An 18,798-nucleotide genomic window follows, 5' to 3' on the forward strand; every position below is an offset into this window, starting at 1 on the left:
GAGTCGGATCTGATGAAAAAAATCACTGATATAACCCTGTCAAAACTGACACATTCAATTCGGACTCTTGCACTGGGTGGATTGCTGGGAGCTGGCGCGCTATTGAGCGGATGTGCTGTAACACAACAGAGCGCTGATGCTTTGCCAAATGGTATGAAAGCAGGTGGACATGAATATCTGCTGACGGTTACACGTCCTAATCAACTGCATGTGATTGATACCGAAACGGATCAGTTACTGCGCAGCTGTGATGTGCCTGGTACTTTTGGTAACGGCGGTATTGCGATCTCTCCTGATGGCCGCACGGCTTACGTGTTGTCAAATAAATGGGAAGATATTTATGGCTTTGATATCACTAACTGTGAAATCACCTTCTCTGCGAAGCAGTCCAGCGGCAATGTTCAGATAAAAAGCTTTATCTCTATGGCCGTCAGTGCAGATGGAAAAGAGTTGTACACGGTACAGAACCCGGTGCGCAAACATTCCGACCGCTTTGAAACGATGGAACCAAGACTGGCAGTATTTAATACCGCTGATGGTATGAATGCTCAGCCTGTACGTACTTTCCCGGTTGATCGTCGTATTACCAAAATTGCGGCAATGCATAATGGCGAAGTCGTTCTGGGTGGTGGCGATCTGAAAGCGATTAACCCGAAAAATGGTGAGACCCGTCTGATTACCGCTCTGCAGAACTGGGATCGTGCCCCGGACAAGTGGGTTCCGCCCGATGCGTTCGCAATGCATACCATGGGGGAGCATGTTGGCGAGTTTATCATGCCGTACTTCACCATCCGCTGGAATGGTGAGCCGGGTGATGAATCCAAGGCGGATTTCTTATGGGGGCATGTACGCATCGATCTGAAAACAGCAGAAGTGGAAATGATCGAGAAGGTGCCATTTGAGTTTATCGTCTTTAACTGGGTGACAGATCCGAATGATAAAGATGTGGTGTATGGCTCATTTAACCAGCTGTCCAAACACAACGTTAAAACCGGTGAAACTCTGGGCGTTCATGGTCTGGATCACACCTACTACAACATTAATATGACGACCGATGGTAACAAGCTCTACGTAGGTGGCGCTGGTAACACCATCTCTGTTCATAACCCGGCTACCCTGGAAAGAACCGGTTATCTGAGAATGTCCGGGGATATGTCAACTTCAGATCTGAGACTGGCTGTACTGAAATAAGTCAGACCTCTGCCATTGATTCCGGTCTCAGTGATGAGCTGAGACCGGAAGACTAATCAGACAACAGATTCTCTTTTCGGAGCGAAACGCTCTGAGAGGTACGCTTGTGCCTGAAAAGTGTTCAGGCCGTGAAAAAAAGGGGAGCTGAACCGGTGGCATTCAGATATCAGGCTGTCGGTCCGCAGTGTTAATCATCAGGTAAAACCCTGCATCAGAAAAACGAAAACAGGATAAAACCATGTTCAGAACAATAAGAAACCCGATCTCAACTGCAATCTTACTGGCGGCATTACCTGTCAGTGCTCAGGCCGCTATGATTTCTGAAAAGGAAGACAGTACTCTGGCGTTCAATGTTGAAGCGATGGCTTCAGCCATGTCTCTGGATGAGAACTATTCAGGTACTCCGGGCGATAAAAAATGGCAGGAAGCCTATATCAAAGGCGATCTGGTTGCGACGCGTAAAATCAATGCTGATAACAGTATTTACGGCACTCTGGGCGTGATTGCTCTGGGGACATTCGGTGACGGTGATGGCATCGGTTTTACCACAGGTGATGAGCGAAAAGTTCACCTGGAAAATGCATTTGCCGGCTGGACACACAAAGAGGGACTGATTGACATTTCAGTGGGGCGTCAGCAGTTTACTCTGGGTGATGGTTTTCTGATTGCAGGTGACTCTCTGGCTCCGGGTGAAGGTCTGGATGGTGTATCTAACGGCAGCCTGGATCGTGGCGGTGCATACTATCTGGCAGCGCGCAAAAGCTTTGATAATACCGCGGTGCTGAAAGTCGATCCTGAAGGACCGCTGCGTGGTGATCTGTTCTGGCTGAAATCTGATAACCAGATCCAGCAGAATGCAGAGCTGACGGGCCTTAATCTGGAATATGTGGATGAAAACCTGGGCACCCTGGGTGCTACCTATATGCAGGTGACAGATCTGGACGTAGGAGCCGGTCTTGCCGCTTACGATAACCGTGATGGCATGAATATTTTTAACCTGAGAGCGCAGGGTAGTGCGGGTGTTGAAAACCTGTTCCTGAACTTCGAATATGTTAAAGAAAGCGGCGGTGACCAGGTTGATAAAGATGCTTCTGCCTGGACAGCAGAGGCCGGGTGGACATTCAGCAATTTGCCGTGGACGCCGATTGTTAATTACCGTTATGCCAGCTTCTCGGCAGATAAAGCATCAACCGCTGATGATGAGAGCTTTGATCCGCTGTTCTTTGGTGTGACCCGTGGTTTTGGTACCTGGTTCCAGGGTGAGGTGGCTGCGAACTACGCCGGTCCATTTAACTCAGGAAACGACGTTAATCGTCTGGATATCACCCTGTTGCCACAGGAAAATATCGCTTTGGGCATCCAGTACTGGAAGTTTGGCAAGAAAGAAGACAATGATTTTGAAGCCAACGAACTGGATCTGTATGCTTTCTGGGGCATTAACGACAACCTGAGCTTTATTCCTCTGATCGGTTTCTATGAGCCAGAAGGCAGTGCTAACAAAGCGGCTCAGGGGAATGACGACACCAATGTCTATCTGCAGGCGATGGTCATGTTTAACTACTAATCCTGCGGTCTGATCTGCAGGCAGATATCCCTTCTCTGGCTTTATGGTCTGAGAAGGGGTAAGGATACAGAATAACAATGGGAGTACTGAATGATCAGATGGTTAACCCGGCTGATTACCCGATTAATTGATAACAGCAAACCACCTCATGCTGAAGAACAACCGGAACAACCCGGCTCAGGGCATGATCCGGCTCAACGGGAAAAGAGTCTGCGCTGGTTGTTCAGTTTTGTCAGACCCCAGAAAAACAGCATTCTGCTGGTTCTGGCGCTGTCTGTACTGGCTTCGGCTATGGTGTTGTTGCAGCCCTGGTTAACTAAAACTCTGATTGATGATGGTTTACTGGCCAAAGATTACGGCATGCTGGTTCAGGTTGCCGGGTTTATGGTGCTTGTGGGTATATTTAATACCATCCTTTCTGGTTTCAATCGCTATTGCCACACCCGGCTGTCAGGCCGGGTTTTATTCGCTTTGCGCGAAGATGTCTATCAGCATTTACAGAAACTCTCGCCATCATTTTACGGGCAACGCCGGATCGGTGATCTTATGTCCCGCTTAGATGGTGATGTGGCACAGATTCAGCGTTTCGCTATTGATGCCCTGTTTGCTTCTTTTTCCAGTATCCTGGGCCTGATAGGGGCCATCATTCTGATGTTGAGCCTGTCCTGGGAGCTAAGCCTTATTGTCGCCATTCTGATCCCTCTGGAAATTCTCTGGTTACGCTGGATGCGCCGGAAAGTTGAGCTTCATACTCGCAGACTCAGAGAGCGTTCTGCCGATTTATCCTCATTTCTGGTGGAAACCCTGCCAGCAATGAAATTTATTCAGGCCTCAGGCCAGCAAGTCAAAGAGTCACGCCGCCTGAATCATCTGGGTGATCATTACTTGTCCCAGCTGTTAAAGCTTCAGATTGTGGAATTTTTTACTCAGGCTATACCGGGCACCCTGGTCTCTGTGTCCCGTGCCGGAGTATTTCTGCTGGGCGGTTACTGGGTGATTGAAGGCCAGTGGCAGTTAGGTGCTCTGATCGCATTTTCAACCTATCTGGGTATGGCTATTGGCCCGGTTCAGAGCTTGTTAGGCCTTTATGTATCCATACAGCGTATGGTGGTGAGTCTTGATCGTGTGTCTGAATTACGACAACAGCCTGTTCAGACTGAGAATAGCTTTCATCCCCATGAATTATCCGATGACAGTGGACTGGAGCTTGCTGACGTCAGTTTTCGTCATAGCGGACGCCAGGAGCCGGTGCTGGATCAGGTCAGTGTATCCATTCCGGCCGGTAGTAAAGTGGCACTGTCCGGCCCGTCAGGCACTGGTAAATCAACACTGATTGATCTGTTACATCGACATTATGACCCGGATCAGGGGCGTATCCTGCTGGGTAATACCGATATTCGTCAGTGCAGTCTGGAAGAGTTGCGGCGGCGGATTGCTGTCGTAAGCCAGGAAATTACCCTGTTCAGAGGCTCTCTGGCAGATAATATACGTTATGCCACGCCTTCAGCATCCGATGAGGAGGTTCAGGCTGCCGCTATTCAGGCTCAGTTAGGAGAGCTGATTGCTCAACTGCCGCAAGGGCTGGATAGCCCGTTAGGAGAGCGGGGTCAACAGTTATCCGGAGGGCAGAAACAGCGTATCGCCATTGCCCGCGCTTTATTGCAAAAACCTGGTATTCTGGTGCTGGACGAAGCAACATCTGCGGTTGATGAAGCGACTGAGCAGGAGATCATTCGCACTGTGGATCAGCTGTTTGAAGGGCGGACCCGTATTCTGATCAGTCACAGATTGAGTACTCTGCAGAATGCCGACCTTTACCTGCAGCTTGAACATGGCCGGTTATCTCAGGTATAGAATACGGGCAGAATAAGAAAAAAGAGGATACACGTGACCAGGATTCGAATTGGCATTGTAGATAGCGGTTACCCTGATTATCAGCAACCTTATGTTGATGATGCCGCGGCTTTTATTATTCAGGATGACGCCTTATGGCAAACAGAACCTGAAGAAGATCGGCTGGGGCATGGTACCCATATTCTGGATTCAGTCCGTCAGATATGTCCGGAGAGTACGTTTTGTCTGGCTCAGGTATTTCATCATAATTTCGTGACAACAACAGCGCAGGTTGTCGCAGCCATTGACTGGCTGACTGAGCAAAAAGTGGATGCAATCAATATGAGTCTGGGTCTGCGGAGAAACAGCCCGGAACTGGCACAAAGTATTCAGCAGGCTTTACAGGCTGGCATTATTATCTCGGCATCATCACCGGCAAAGGGAGATCCTGTTTATCCCGCGGCTTATCCGGGAGTATTCAGAATGACCGGTGATGCCAGATGCAGCCTTCAGCAATGGTCCTGGCTGGAAACAGAATATGCTGATTTTGGCGGGTATGTGCGCAGTGCCGATGAACAGCAAGCCGGAGCCAGTATGGGAACCGCCCGTATGACAGGACATATCAGCTCAATTATTCATCAGCTGAGACAAGAAGCCGGGCAGGCCAGCCAGCGTTTTTCTCCCTATGAGATAAGAGAGCGACTGAAAGCCGGTTCAGCTTTTCAGGGGCGAGAGTACAGAACATCACAACCCGATAGCCAGAATAACCAGTAAACGGACGCTATTATGACGCAAACCAGAATTATTGTATTAGGTGCTGGTCCGGCAGGTGCAGCAACCGCATTAGGGCTGAAACGTCTGGGATATCAGGTGAGTGTCATTGGTGAAGCCCGCAGTTTTTCTGCTCTGGAAGGTATTTCTGAACGTGTTATTCAGGGAATGAAACACGCTGGATTTAAGCGGGCGACAACTGACTTACCAGAACCTTCTGCCAGAAATGCCAGCTGGAATGGTGAAACGAATCAGGCCAACACCGAATGCCTGATAGATCGCCAGCATGTTGATCAGCTCATTGTGCAGGACCTGATCAATGCGGATATACCGGTTATTCAGCAAAGAGTCAGTCAGGTCAGTCTTGATCCGGTTTGTCAGGTTACTCTGACCAATGGTGAGCATCATCAGGCTGATTTTTTAGTTGAAGCCCGTGGTCGTGCGGCGCCTGTAACCGGGTTGCAACGGTTTCGGGGGCCTGAAACGGTTTCCGTCTTACAGCACTGGCAGGGGCCTGAAATTGAACCGGGATCGGCTGCGGTCAGCCTGCCGGATGGCTGGGCATGGATGGCGGCTAAACAGGATGGTCGACGTTACCTGCAGCTGACTCTGGATGTGTCTGAAAAAAAACTGCCTCAGAAAGATCAGCTAACGGATTATTGTGCGCAGCGATTCAGACAGATTCCGCAAGCCCGTGCGTTTATCGAACATGCCAGCCCTGTGGGTACTCCCTATGGCAGAATCAGTACACCGGTATTATTTGAACAGACCGTAGGAGATAACTGGATCAGAGTAGGCGATGCTGCGATGGCCGTTGATCCGTTATCCGGTAATGGTATCTTTCAGGCTCTGTCATCAGCATTACAGGCACCTGTCGTCATTAATACGCTGATTCAGTGCCCGGAAAGAAAAGCTCTGGCCAGAGAGTTTTATCAGCAAAGAGTCAGTGGGTTGTTTTATCGTTTTGCCAGAATTGGCCGTGACTTTTATGCTATGGAAGAGCGCTGGCAGGAGAATTCATTCTGGCAACAAAGGCGTCGCTGGCCAGATGCAGAGCCAGGCCATCAGAATGTCAGCTTTGAGCAGCTCAGAGTGAACACCATGCCCGTGATGAACAATAATCTGATTGAGGCCAGAAAGGTGGTTGTGACACCAGATCAGCCTTTAGGTATCTGGCATCTGGGTGGTATTGAGTTAGCTGGTGTGATTGAAGCGATTCATGAGGCTCCTGAGAACACTCTGAAAGAGCAACTAAGCCAGTTCCGATTTTCAGATAATCAATTCAGGGGGCTGGCTAACTGGTTAATCCAGAATGGTTACCAGGGAAATATCGTTTAATGTCCCCTGTGTCAGCAGATCAGGTACCGGCTGCTGTTATTTCTTCCGGAGTAATTTCTTCTGGAGTGCCCTTTAACCTGACCTGTGCCGGGCTGCATTGATATTTTTTATGAAACGCCCGGCTTAATGCCTCCTGACTGCCATAACCATAGCGCAGTGCTACTGTTTTGACTCGTTCGCCTTTTAACAGATCTTGCCGGGCCAGGGTCATACGCCACTCTCTTAGGTACTGGGCAGGTGTCTGACCAACGCTGTTTTTAAAACACTCCATAAACTGACTGCGGGATAATCCGGCGACATCAGCCAGATCTTCAATATGCCAGTCAAACTCAGGTTGTTCATGAATGGCGATAATCGCTTTACAGATACGCTGATCATATAAACCGGCTATCAGGCCAATTTTATTTGCATTTTCACGCATCGCCTGGCGTAACAGCATAACCACCAGTACTTCAAATAATCGCTGCAGTGTACTGTGGCGACCACAACGCTGGTCTTCAATTTCTTCCAGAATCAGTAGTGCCAGGTTTTTAACAGAGTCTCCATCTTTAACCGGAATAACCAGATGGCGGGGCAGGGCGCGAGCCAGAGGATTATCATAACCGCCCAGGTTAATCGAAGCGGCAATCAGTACATCAGGATGATCTTTTTCATCCAGAGCAGAGTGAGATACAGGCCAGAGTTCTATACGGCAAAGCTCACCGCTGGAGGGATCGGCCAGCAGTAGCAGGTTAGCTGCTCCAAAGTCGGTTGTTATCCGGGCATGCAGGTCAAATCGGGAAATTAAAGCAGATAAACGATCAGGTCGGGCCATAATTACACCACTCCTGGAGTATAGAATACCGGACTAATTATCATAATTTCCGGACTTATATTTGATATTTTTACCGCACTATAACAGTTGTAAAACAAACAACCTATGAGATTGTTACTATGAGCCAGCGGATTGATTACTACTTTACCAGCCTTTCTCCTTTTACTTATCTGGGACACCGGAAACTGCTGAATATGGCGGAGGAGGCTGACGCTGAAGTGTGCTTTAAGCCAGTTCGTTTAGGTCTGGTATTTGCTCAATCTGGTGCAAAACCTTTATCTGAACGGCCAGTGGCCCGTCAGAAATATCGTTTACTGGAGCTGGAACGCTGGGCGAAAAAGCGTGAGCTGCCTATTAATCTGCATCCGGCTTTTTTCCCGATAGATCCAGGATTGGCAGATTGCTGCACTATCGCTCTGCAGGAATCGGGGCATAATGCCGGTGCTTTTGTCGCGCTGGTGCTAGCTGCATGCTGGGCAGAAGAGAAAAACATTGCTGATGAAGCCGTGCTGAGTGAACTGTTATCATCACTGAGCTTTGATGCACAGGAAGTGCTTCAGCAGGCCCGTTCAGCCGGGGTTCAGGCTATTTATGATAAGAATACGGAGGATGCCAATGAACAAGGCGTTCTTGGAGCCCCGGCTTATCTGCTGAATGGCGAGCAATTCTGGGGACAGGATCGTTTAGAGCTGTTAGAGGGTTCTCTGAAAGGCTGAGGTTTCCTCGTATCTAGCCGACACCAGCTAATATCCAAAAATATTTTGCTGGACGCTTCATACTCTTCATTACTCTTTGCTGGTACCTCTGCTACCAAAGAGTTTATCCCTTTCTGAGGTATTCAGCCAGAATAGTAATCGCTGATTCTGGCTGTCGCTTTTAGGATGATCTAGTCTATTGATTAGATCATCATTTTTCTCTCTCTGCCTGGATTTGGGCAAGAAGTTCTACAATATTAAAAATAATAAATGTAGAAAACATTAACGTTCAAATAAAAAGAATGTTAATGTAAGGGAGTGCTTAAGGAGTAAATAAATGAGCCTTAAACAGAAACTTCTCTTACCTCTTTTTGCTCTGGCCATTGTGGTTTTGAGCCTTAATCAATGGCTCATTCTTCCAAAGGTTTCTCGCTATCTGGAAGAGCAGTTTTTGACCAGTCATAATAATAGTGTTGATCTCTTTTATGATATAAGCCACCACTACCTGATAGATGATCCGGATCTTCCCCTTTTTAAACATCTGGTTGCCGATGTCCTGAAGACCAATGCAGACTGGCGTCAAATAAACATTTTGCTTGACGATCAGTCATTAAGCTTTCCGGTCAAATTATCGCATATATTGCCATCTGATCAGGCTCTTCGGATACGTCGAGCTGTAGCAGAGCCTTTTCCCCTGGTTATCTCTGTATTAATTGATAAGCAGCAAATCTTAATTGAGAGGGAGCGCATTGAGACAACGATTCATGCGGTTATTGGCGCTATGCTTTTTGTGCTTTGTTTAATCGCCTGGTTCCAGTCCGTACTTATTACACGGCCAATCAAAGCGTTATCTGATGCAGCGATTGAAATGGCCAGAGGTAACTTTGAGCTTGATATAAGATCCGCCAGATCTGACGAGCTGGGAGTTTTAACAAAAAGTTTTTTATCGATGAAGGACAGTATTCGTGACTATCGACAAAGACTGGTAGGGGATTGGAAGCAGGTTCAGAACGTTTTCGAGAATGCCCAAAGCGCTATTGTAACAGTGAATATCGTGGGTGAAATTATTGCCACGAATAAAGCAGCTATTCACACTTTTTCTGCTGATTCCGAAACCATTCTTTATCGAAATATTTACGATTTTATCCCGAATATAAATCTGCGTGAACATTTCATGCTGCCAATGAAGGAGGTCACTACAGCGTTTAATATCTCATGCGAGCGTGACTCTGGCAAAAGTTTTATGGCCGAGGTCTCAGTTAATAGCTACGTTTTAGATGGAGAGTTGCAGGTTGTCATTGTTATACGGGATATTGACTCAGAGGTTAGTTCCCTTAAAGAGGTCAAACGTCGCCAGCAACAGATTGAGCTAATTAACCGGGTGCACAGTGTATTTATTCAGAATAAGAGCCCGGAAAATATCTTTGGAGCAGTTCTTCCTGACCTATTGGCAATGACAAAGAGTAAGTTAGGTTTTATAGGTGAATATACTCGGGATGGAGAGGATTATCGGCTTACTATTCTCTCTGGTAAGGCTGTAGATCCGAGCCGTGAACTTGATGATTTTATTGGCTGTTATGTCGGTCAGTCTGTCGAATTAAGAAAACCTAATAGCTTTTTTAGTCGTGTTGGGGCGGGAGAATTTATTCTCGACAATGTTAATAGCCTCCATATTACGACAGTTGATAACCATCCGGTAATTTCAAATTACATTGGGATTCCTATCATTATGGGAAGTGAGGTTATTGGTATTATCGGCCTTGCTAACGCCAGTCAGGGGTATGAAAAGTCAATTTTTGATGATCTGGCCCCCCTGAACAGTACCTATGGCCAGATAATTGATGCATTGCGTGAGGACAGAGTACGTGTTGCTCAAAGACAGGAACTAGAGATCGCAAAAGAAAAAGCAGAAGAAGCCAATAAAGCGAAAAGTAGCTTTCTGGCAACGATGAGTCATGAGATCCGGACCCCGATGAACGGTGTGCTGGGAATGCTCTATCTGCTTAACAAAACAGCACTCACAACTCGCCAGAAGGGTTATGTTGATACAGCCTGTAGTTCAGGTGAAGTTTTATTAGCTCTTATCAACGATATTCTCGACTTTTCTAAAATGGAAGCCGATAAGCTGGAGCTTGAGCAAATTCCCTTTAACTTCCAGAAGGTTGCTGAAGGTGCTATCGCTATTATGGCGAAAACTGCCAGTGAAAAGCAGGTTCGCCTGATCAATAATATTCCACTGACGCTGCCTTATAAATTGCTGGGGGATAAAAACAGGCTGAAGCAGGTACTGACTAATCTGGTCAGTAATGCTGTGAAGTTTACTCATCGTGGTGAAGTGGTGGTTACAGCAGGATACGATGATGGGGTTTTGACGGTTTCGGTCAAAGATACTGGTATTGGTATCCCTATGGATAAGAAAGCTCTGTTGTTTGAAGCCTTCAGTCAGGTTGACAGTTCTCATACACGCCGGTTCGGTGGAACGGGACTCGGTCTGGCTATCTCCCAATACATGATACGGGCGATGGGGGCTGAAATACAGGTTGAAAGTGAAACAGGTCAAGGATCTGAATTCAGTTTCTCGGTTAACTTACCTGTTGTTGATGCAGGTATCGACAATCGTTTTGATCCTCGTCTGGCGTTGGCTCGTGTTGCTCTGGTCTCCTGCAATGAGGTTGTCGCTACTAGTCTGGAAGCAAAACTCAGGCAGATGGGAGTCAAAGAGATTCATCTGCTGAAGGGCGACGTTTTTCTTACTGACCTCTTGCGTCATCTGCAAAGTGAAGGGCAGCCGCTCTTTGTGGTACTTGATGGTCCTAGTATGCGTGGGCAGAAGGGAATTCAGATTTTTGAACGTATACCCCCTGAAACCATGAATATGAGTGTTTTGCTGATTGACTGCATGCAGGAGTCTCTTGAGAGGGTTCATTCGGATCAGGTTATTCAAACGCCAGTGCGCAATAACGAATTCCAGCAGGCTTTAACCGAATTAGTGACAGGAGAGCAGACCGTTCAGTCTATTGATGTAGATGATGCTCCAGAGCTTAGGGGGATTCGGGTACTTGTCGCGGAGGACAATCGTGTAAATCAAGAGGTTGCTCAGGCAGTACTTGAAGAGCTGGGAATTGAAACTCATATTGTTGAAAATGGGCGAGAAGCTGTTGAGCGGGTACAGCAGCTGCGTTTTGATCTGGTGTTGATGGATATCCAGATGCCGGAAATGGACGGTCTGGAGGCAGCACGAACCATTCGAGCGCTGGGAGGGAAGTACGAGACGCTTCCAATTATCGCTATGACCGCTAATGCACTCAGTGGTGATGCCCGGATTAGTCACGAAGCAGGTATGGATGGTCATCTGACGAAGCCTATCGATCCTCCGGCTGTCTGGAGTACCCTTGATCAGTGGTGTGGTTCGGGAAATCCTGCCTCTGATACCGATGAAAATACTTCAGATGATGATGTCGGTAACTCCTGTCCTAAGCCTGATAATAAAAGAGCTCCAGATCCTGCTGAATTAAGCTATTTGCCCTCTCAGATGCCTGGGCTGAATCTTTCAGACGGTTTGGATCGTGTGCTAGGTGATAAAAGGCTTTACCTGGGGATTCTGGAATCCTTTCAGGATAGTTACGAGCGTTCAGCTGACGATCTGAATGCTGCTTTGGTTGCCCGGAATTGGTCAGAGTTACAACAGTTTTCTCATTCTGTGAAAGGTAGCTGCGCCAATATTGGTGCAATTGATGCGTCTATAAAAGGAGCGGTATTGGAAAAAGCCCTTAAGAGTCATCAGTTAGATGATATTGACATTCTGGTTGCAGAGCTTAGCGAATCACTCTCTGTGCTGCTTACCAGTATTAATAGAGTGCTTCTAACCTATTCCAGTGATAGCCCTGAAGTAAAGGCTGACCGACTTTCTGCTGATGAATTATTGGAAAAAATCCGTGAGCTGGAAGAGATTATTGACAGTGATTATGGTTGTGCTGTGGCTGGTCTTAATAATCTGATGATGATGAACACAGACTTTATTGATGAGCTGAAAAAGCTCAATACTATTCTGGGGCGTTTTGACGTAGCAAGTTCGAAGCAGGCCCTGAAATCCTTACGGCTTCAGATTGAAGATCTGGTCTGATCAAAGCGAGAGTATGTAATGGAAAAAAGTAGAGTATTGATTGTAGATGATTCTGTACAGGATATCGGAATTGTTATGGGAGTGCTTTCAAATCAATATGCTGTACAGGTCGCGACCAGTGGTCTGAACGCTCTGGAACAGGCCAGAGGAAGTTATAAACCGGATGTCGTTCTGCTTGATGTGGTAATGCCTGAGATGGATGGTTATGAGGTTTGTCGTCAGTTTAAAGAGGATGATGAACTGAAAGATATAGACATCATTTTTGTTTCAGCGAATGATTCTATTGAAGAGAAGCTGAAAGGCTATGATGTGGGTGGGGTGGATTATGTAACCAAGCCTGTTACTCCTGAAGAGCTGATGCGCAAAATTGAGCTGACTATTCAGAGTAAGCAGCAGCGTAACTCGATTCTGGAAGAGAAAAACTACGCTTTTAATACTGCGATGACCGCTATGTCTACAGCTGGTGAGCTGGGCGTCGTGATGGAATTTTTCCGTAAGTTGGCTGAGGTTGAAAGCCATCAGCAACTGGCAGAGCATGTCGCTGAATCCCTTCGTCAGTACAACCTGAAAACTATGGTTCGCCTCAGAACTAACGATGACGATCTTTATCTGGATTCAGAAGGCGCTCCCGCCCAGCTGGCCAAAGAGCTGCTGACCAAAGTGGCGGAGTCCGGCCGCATTATCGAGTGGAATGAGAGGGCAGTCTTTAACTTTGGCAATATCTCTGTATTAATAAAAGACATGCCAGAAGATGCTGATCTGCGTGGCCGCTATCGTGATACGGTCGCCATGGTCATTGAAGGTGCAACAACCAAGCTGGAAGTACTTAACCGGGATGTGCAGCTCAGTCAGCTAATTCGTGATGCACAGGAAGCATTGGTCGAAGTAGACCGGGAGCAGTTGAATCATAAACAGCAAACCCAGAAACTGGTTGAGAGCCTGACTCAGGATCTGGAGCGTTCATTTCTTGCCTGGGAGCTGACAGAAAAGCAGGAAGAAACGTTGATGAATATGGTTAATGAAACTATCGATAAGTCGGTACTGCACTTTGAAGCAGGAGAGGAGATTGACTTTAAAATGCGATCTATTTTAGACCGGTTGATACATATCTGATTCCTCGTCTGCGCCGGGGCAACAGGCAATAAAGGATACCGCCATGCAAGGACGGCATGAGCCTGACCTTTCCGCGCTGACAGACAGATAAACCCCCGACGTTTGTGTCTTACTTCGCACTAGAAGTACGCGACATTCACGATGGGGCATTTACCCACGCCAACCAGCGCATGCTGGCTAAGCCCCGTTATGTGCTGATCAAGTTAAAAGAACTGGATGCGCTGGAAAGAATCTCTGAGCGCAAAGCTCACAGTGTTCCGTAGCACGCAAAGCAGTGGCTGGAAACAGTCTGAGTCTCTGTCGAACAGGCTCCTGCTGTATTCGGATCCGTATCTGCCTACCATCGTATATAAGAATAAAACGGCTGTGCAGAGCTTTGCTACAGATATAAAAAAGGCGCAAACTCCGGTCTGCGCCTCGACATGACACAATTAAAAATATCTAAAGCATTAATTGTCGGATCTCTGCCAGACACTGATGCACCCATGCCATAAAGCGACCGGCATCAGCTCCGTTAATCACACGATGATCGAATGACAAACATAGCGGCAATTTGGTTGCGGGCTGGAAAGTCTCACTTTCAACGTCCCAGACCGGCTTGATTTCTGAACGTGCCACACCCAGAATTGCAACTTCCGGGGCATTAATGATCGGTGTGAATCCGGTTCCACCCATCGCCCCCAGACTGGAAACAGTGAAACAACCGCCTTTCATATCTGCTGCTTTTAGCTTGCGTTGCTTAGCTTTCAGTGCAAACTCATTAATATCCCGGGTCAACTGGGTAATGCCTTTTGTATCTGCATTTTTAATAACAGGTACAACCAGGCCCGCCGGAGTATCAACTGCAATTCCGATATTGACATAATCTTTGTATACCAGACTGTTGCCATCAGCACTGATTGAACAGTTAAACTGAGGAAAACGCCGAAGAGCCCTGGCCACTACCATGATAATAAAAGGTAACAGGGAAGGTTTTTTCTCCAGATTTATTAATGTCGGGTCAATTTGTTTACGATATGTCTCAAGTTCATTGACATTCACTTCATCAAACAGGGTTACATGAGGAATATTCAACCAGCAGCGAGTCATATGACTGGAAGTAGCCCGTGCTATACCTGATAAAAGATCCTCTCTTATCTCACCAAACTGACTGAAATCCTGAGCTGGAATAGCAGGAATTCCTTTTGCTTCAGCGGGTACTTTTATTGTCTGAGATCCTGTTTGGGGGACAGTCATTCTCTGCTTTACGAAATGCTTTATGTCTCCTTTCAGCACCCGTCCCCGGATTCCTGAACCCTGAACCTGATCCAGGGAAACACCCAGCTCACGGGCCATTTTTCGGGTAGCCGGTCCGGCATAGACTCGCTTTCTGGAAGATACGGCCGGATCATTTGAAAGGATAGATTCCGGCATATGCATCCTTCCCGTCATCTTAGTGTCTGCAGCTTGCTCAGATGACACTGGCTCAACATTAAGTGCTGATACTTTAGCTACAGGCTTCGAAGAAGTATTTTCACTATCAGGGCTTTCATTCCACGCATCAGAAGTGACATCGGAGGACTCTTCCAGACGGAGCCGTGCCAGTGGTGTGCCGGTTTCGGCAGACTGCCCAATATCAACCAGCCACTCTTCCAGTACTCCGCCAATCTGAGCAGGGACTTCCATTGATGTTTTGTCTGACTCCAGTACTAATATAGAATCTCCGGCAGCGATTGAATCACCAACCTCAATACAGAACTCAATCACATCACCTGAACCATCCGTTTCAGGCATCAGAATAATTTCGTGTTTCATCATTCTCTCCTGGGTTTACATGGAGGCAGGGTCAATTTTTTGTTTTGGAATATCCAGCTCTGTACGGGCCTTATCCAGAATATCAGCAGTCAGATCACCTTTACGGTACAAATCAGATAACGCCGCCCAGGCAATATAGCGCGCATCTACTTCAAAGTGATCCCGTAAAGTCGGACGACTCTCACTTAAACCAAAGCCATCGGTACCCAGTGTGACCAGACCCTGTGGGAACCAACGTGCGATACCGTTAGGCAAGGACTTCACAAAATCACTTACCGCGACAAAACTACCAGATTCGTTAGTCAGCATACGTTGAATAACATTCTGCTGTGGCTGTTCCGGATTCAGCATATTCTGACGCTCTGTGGCCAGGGCATTGCGAGTCAGCTGGTTGTAGCTGGTGACACTCCAGATATCGGTGCTGCAACCATATTTACTCAGAATTTCAGCGGCCTTCTGTACTTCCTGCATCAGGCTACCGCTGCCCATCAGGTGGACCTTCTGACCTGATGCATCATCTTTTCTATAACGGTACATGCCCTGAAGAATACCTTGCTCAAGCTCATTCAGTGCGGTCTGATTATCAGGATCAACCGGTAGTGGTGGCATGACATAGTTTTCGTTATACAGGGTGATGTAGTAGAAGATCTTTTCATCATCCTGATACATGCGCTTAATACCATCGCGGACAATTACTGCCAGCTCATAGGCAAAAGCCGGGTCATAGCTGTACATATTCGGTACAGTGGCTGCGACCGCGTGAGAGTGCCCATCCTGGTGCTGTAAACCTTCGCCATTTAATGTAGTGCGTCCGGCAGTACCGCCTAACAGAAAGCCTTTGGCTAAGCTGTCAGCACAGGCCCAGATCATGTCGCCAACACGTTGAAAACCAAAAATAGAATAAAAGATGTAAAATGGTATAGTCGGCACACCAAAATTCGCATAGGCCGTACCTGCGGCCAGGAATGAGGCCATCGCTCCGGTTTCACAAATGCCTTCTTGTAACAGCTGACCATTGGCTGCTTCTTTGTACGGTAGCAAGCTGCTGGAATCCACCGGCTTATATTTCTGCCCCACGGAGGAGTAGATTCCAAACTGATTAAACAGGGATTCCATACCAAATGTGCGCGCTTCATCCGGTACGATAGGCACAATAAAACGGCCTGTTTCCTTGTCTTTCATCATTCTGCCCAGCATGCGAACAAAAGCCATTGTTGTGGATTGCTCGCGTTCAGAGCCTTGAATCGCATCTTTAAACAATGTCAGTTCAGGTGCTTTCAGGCGAGGAAAGTCACTATGGCGGGAGGGCAGATAACCACCTTGTTGCTGGCGTTGCTGGTGCAGATAGTTCAGCTCAGCACTGCCTTCTTCAGGCAGATACAGATCGGCACTGGCCAGCGCTTCGTCTGACAAAGGAATACCAAAGCGTCGCCCCATAGCAATCCGCTCTTCAGCGGTCAGCGTCTTTTTCTGGTGTGCCGTATTCTGACCTTCCGCTACGGCTCCCATGCCATCGCCTTTTACCGTCTTCATCAGAATGACGGTTGGCTTATCCTGGGCATTCGCTGCTTTTTCAAAAGCCGCATAAATCTTCTTACGGTCCTGACCTCCCCGGCGAATACAACGAATTTCTTCATCATTCAGGGTTTTCATCAGTGCGGACAGGCGAGGATCATTTTCGATCCAGTGGTTACGCACCGTTTCACCATCAGATACGGTGTAGAACTGGTAATCACCATCCACAGCCCGGTCCATACGAGCCTGCAACACGCCTTCATGATCCCGTGCAAAGAGCTCATCCCACTCGCTGCCCCAGATCACTTTAATCACATTCCAGCCAGCACCACGGTAGCTCCGCTCCAGTTCCTGGATAATCTTCCCGTTGCCCCGTACCGGACCATCCAGACGTTGGAGGTTACAGTTAATCACCATCACCAGGTTGTCGAGATTATCCCGAGTGGCCATGTTAATGGTGCCCAGTACTTCTGGTTCATCGGACTCACCATCACCAATAAAGCACCAGACCTTGCCACCATCTGCCGGTTTAAGGCCTCGATTTTCCAGGTACTTCATAAAGCGGGCCTGGTAAATTGCAGATGGGGTAGATAATCCCATAGAAGCCGTCGGTCCTTGCCAGAATTCCGGCATACGACGAGGGTGAGGATAGGAACACAAACCTCCGCCGGGTTGCAGTTCACGACGGAAATTGGCCATCTGCTGCTGGCTCAGGCGTCCTTCAGCATAAGCTCTGGCATATAAACCCGGTGCTGCGTGCGCCTGCACCAGCAATTGATCTCCACCATACTGATCCGTTTTATTCTTAAAGAAATGATTGAAACCGACTTCCAGCATGGTTGCTGCAGACAGGTAAGTCGCAATATGACCACCCACACCTGTGCCTGCATCGTTGGCTTTCAACACCATCGCTGCCGCATTCCAGCGGATAATATTTTCAATCTTATCTTCCAGTAGCGCATTACCAGGATAAGCAGGCTGCTCAGAAACCGGGATTGAGTTGCGATACGGCGTGTTTAAAGTCGCCTCGGTCAGACTGATATTGCGGCCCAGCAGGTGATTCTGTAACAGACGCAGGATATCTTTACCTCGGTGATCACCCTGGTCGACCAGAATGTCTTCCAGCGCTTCGATCCATTCCTGGTTTTCCTGAGCGATGTCATTGTCGTTATCTGGCTCAGAGATCGGGTTTATTGTATTCATCGTTATGTCCCATAATTCTCAACAACAGGATAAGGAAGAGGCTTTCCAGATATCAGTATCCGCAGGGGGGAGCGTTGTTCTCCGGGGATAAGCGAAGAACAACATGATGCATCAGGCCGGAAAGCCTCGGAGCTGAATCCCTTTTGAGGATATTTCCTGAGCAGCTTTCTGAGCTGCAACAGACAAAAAGAGTGGATCTCACTTAACTTCAATCTGTGTATTAAATCTAACACCGGGGGATTGGCGTAAAATTCTAAATTAAGCGTTTATCCTGTTCTTCAGTGGTGGAACTGATCACTCTATGGTTGTTTTTTAGTGTTTCTTTAAAATTGATGGGGTTTATTCAGAAGAAACATCTAATCTGTGGCAGAGGAACGTTATCAGGCTACCGCTAATGGGCGGGATGCGGTTAATTCGCTGAAGACTCGTGCCAGCGTATCCCGCCATTCAGATAAGAAATGTTCGCCACTGTCACCAGGCTGGATAAACGTCAGACAGCAGCTGGATTCGGTACTGTCGCCATCACCTGAAAGCTCTGTTTCCAGTAAAAAGCAAAGATCTTCCTGATGATGCAGGCAGATCCGATATCTGGCATTGCCACATCTCCAGCGCAGATGGGTTTGAAGTCTGTCATCCAGCGTATATCTTTTAACGACAGCTTCGACATCACACCCGGAGTCTGTCAGGGCTTGTTCCAGTCTTTTCAAATCAGGGCAGATAGTTTCATTAAGCAGGGCATGTACCACTTCGGAGTTATCATCTGAAGAGTGCCAGAGCATTTCTTGCCAGCTATACATAGTCAGTGTTTCCCTCTTAAAGGTGAATGCCGGTCAGAGAGAATATA

Annotated in this window: 13 protein-coding genes; 9 read left to right on the plus strand and 4 right to left on the minus strand. The window is 47.5% G+C overall.

Annotation, left to right across the window (positions count from 1 at the left end):
* Positions 1 to 12: 12 nt before the first annotated feature.
* The 5 genes from peaD (at position 13) to qhpG (ending at position 6,697) form a co-directional block, all read left to right on the plus strand.
* Entirely contained in the window at positions 13 to 1,191 is a 1,179-nt protein-coding gene (peaD, locus tag H4O21_RS15465) for a quinohemoprotein amine dehydrogenase subunit beta (RefSeq protein ID WP_182809781.1), read from the plus strand.
* Positions 1,192 to 1,429: 238 nt separating this feature from the next.
* A complete protein-coding gene (locus tag H4O21_RS15470; RefSeq protein WP_182809782.1) occupies positions 1,430 to 2,755 on the plus strand; it encodes an alginate export family protein in 1,326 nt (441 codons plus the stop codon).
* A gap of 90 nt (positions 2,756 to 2,845) precedes the next feature.
* Positions 2,846 to 4,609: an ABC transporter ATP-binding protein gene (locus tag H4O21_RS15475; RefSeq protein ID WP_182809783.1), complete on the plus strand. Its 1,764-nt coding sequence runs from the start codon at positions 2,846 to 2,848 to the stop codon at positions 4,607 to 4,609.
* A 33-nt stretch (positions 4,610 to 4,642) separates the two neighbouring features.
* Entirely contained in the window at positions 4,643 to 5,362 is a 720-nt protein-coding gene (gene qhpE / locus H4O21_RS15480) for a subtilisin-like serine protease QhpE (protein WP_182809784.1), read from the plus strand.
* Positions 5,363 to 5,374: 12 nt separating this feature from the next.
* Positions 5,375 to 6,697, plus strand: a complete 1,323-nt coding sequence (gene qhpG, locus H4O21_RS15485) for a flavin-dependent monooxygenase QhpG (protein WP_182809785.1) — start codon at positions 5,375 to 5,377, stop codon at positions 6,695 to 6,697.
* 19 nt (positions 6,698 to 6,716) lie between these two features.
* Here the strand turns inward: qhpG and H4O21_RS15490 are convergent, their stop codons facing one another.
* Complete coding sequence (locus H4O21_RS15490) at positions 6,717 to 7,511, minus strand: helix-turn-helix transcriptional regulator (RefSeq protein WP_182809786.1); 795 nt, start codon at positions 7,509 to 7,511, stop codon at positions 6,717 to 6,719.
* Between the two features lie 119 nt (positions 7,512 to 7,630).
* Here H4O21_RS15490 and H4O21_RS15495 point away from each other — a divergent pair, with 119 nt between their 5' ends.
* The 4 genes from H4O21_RS15495 to H4O21_RS15510 all read left to right on the plus strand — a co-directional run bounded on the left by H4O21_RS15495 (position 7,631) and on the right by H4O21_RS15510 (position 13,705).
* The gene (locus tag H4O21_RS15495) at positions 7,631 to 8,227 is read left to right on the plus strand and encodes a 2-hydroxychromene-2-carboxylate isomerase (protein WP_182809787.1); all 597 of its coding nucleotides are present in this window, start codon (positions 7,631 to 7,633) and stop codon (positions 8,225 to 8,227) included.
* 316 nt (positions 8,228 to 8,543) lie between these two features.
* Positions 8,544 to 12,329: an ATP-binding protein gene (locus H4O21_RS15500; protein ID WP_182809788.1), complete on the plus strand. Its 3,786-nt coding sequence runs from the start codon at positions 8,544 to 8,546 to the stop codon at positions 12,327 to 12,329.
* A gap of 18 nt (positions 12,330 to 12,347) precedes the next feature.
* Entirely contained in the window at positions 12,348 to 13,442 is a 1,095-nt protein-coding gene (locus H4O21_RS15505; protein ID WP_182809789.1) for a response regulator, read from the plus strand.
* Between the two features lie 104 nt (positions 13,443 to 13,546).
* A complete protein-coding gene (locus tag H4O21_RS15510; RefSeq protein ID WP_182809790.1) occupies positions 13,547 to 13,705 on the plus strand; it encodes a hypothetical protein in 159 nt (52 codons plus the stop codon).
* A gap of 178 nt (positions 13,706 to 13,883) precedes the next feature.
* Here the strand turns inward: H4O21_RS15510 and H4O21_RS15515 are convergent, their stop codons facing one another.
* From H4O21_RS15515 to H4O21_RS15525, 3 genes are all read right to left on the minus strand, one after another.
* Positions 13,884 to 15,239 (minus strand): 2-oxo acid dehydrogenase subunit E2, encoded by a 1,356-nt coding sequence (locus H4O21_RS15515; protein ID WP_182809791.1) that lies wholly within the window; start codon positions 15,237 to 15,239, stop codon positions 13,884 to 13,886.
* 12 nt (positions 15,240 to 15,251) lie between these two features.
* A complete protein-coding gene (aceE, locus tag H4O21_RS15520) occupies positions 15,252 to 17,954 on the minus strand; it encodes a pyruvate dehydrogenase (acetyl-transferring), homodimeric type (RefSeq protein ID WP_182809792.1) in 2,703 nt (900 codons plus the stop codon).
* Between the two features lie 380 nt (positions 17,955 to 18,334).
* Positions 18,335 to 18,751, minus strand: coding sequence for a hypothetical protein (locus tag H4O21_RS15525; RefSeq protein ID WP_182809793.1), 417 nt, complete (start codon positions 18,749 to 18,751; stop codon positions 18,335 to 18,337).
* Positions 18,752 to 18,798: the final 47 nt, after the last annotated feature.

It is taken from the genome of Oceanospirillum sediminis (genome assembly GCF_014164585.1).
GTDB classification, from domain to species: Bacteria; Pseudomonadota; Gammaproteobacteria; order Pseudomonadales; family Halomonadaceae; genus Oceanospirillum; species Oceanospirillum sediminis.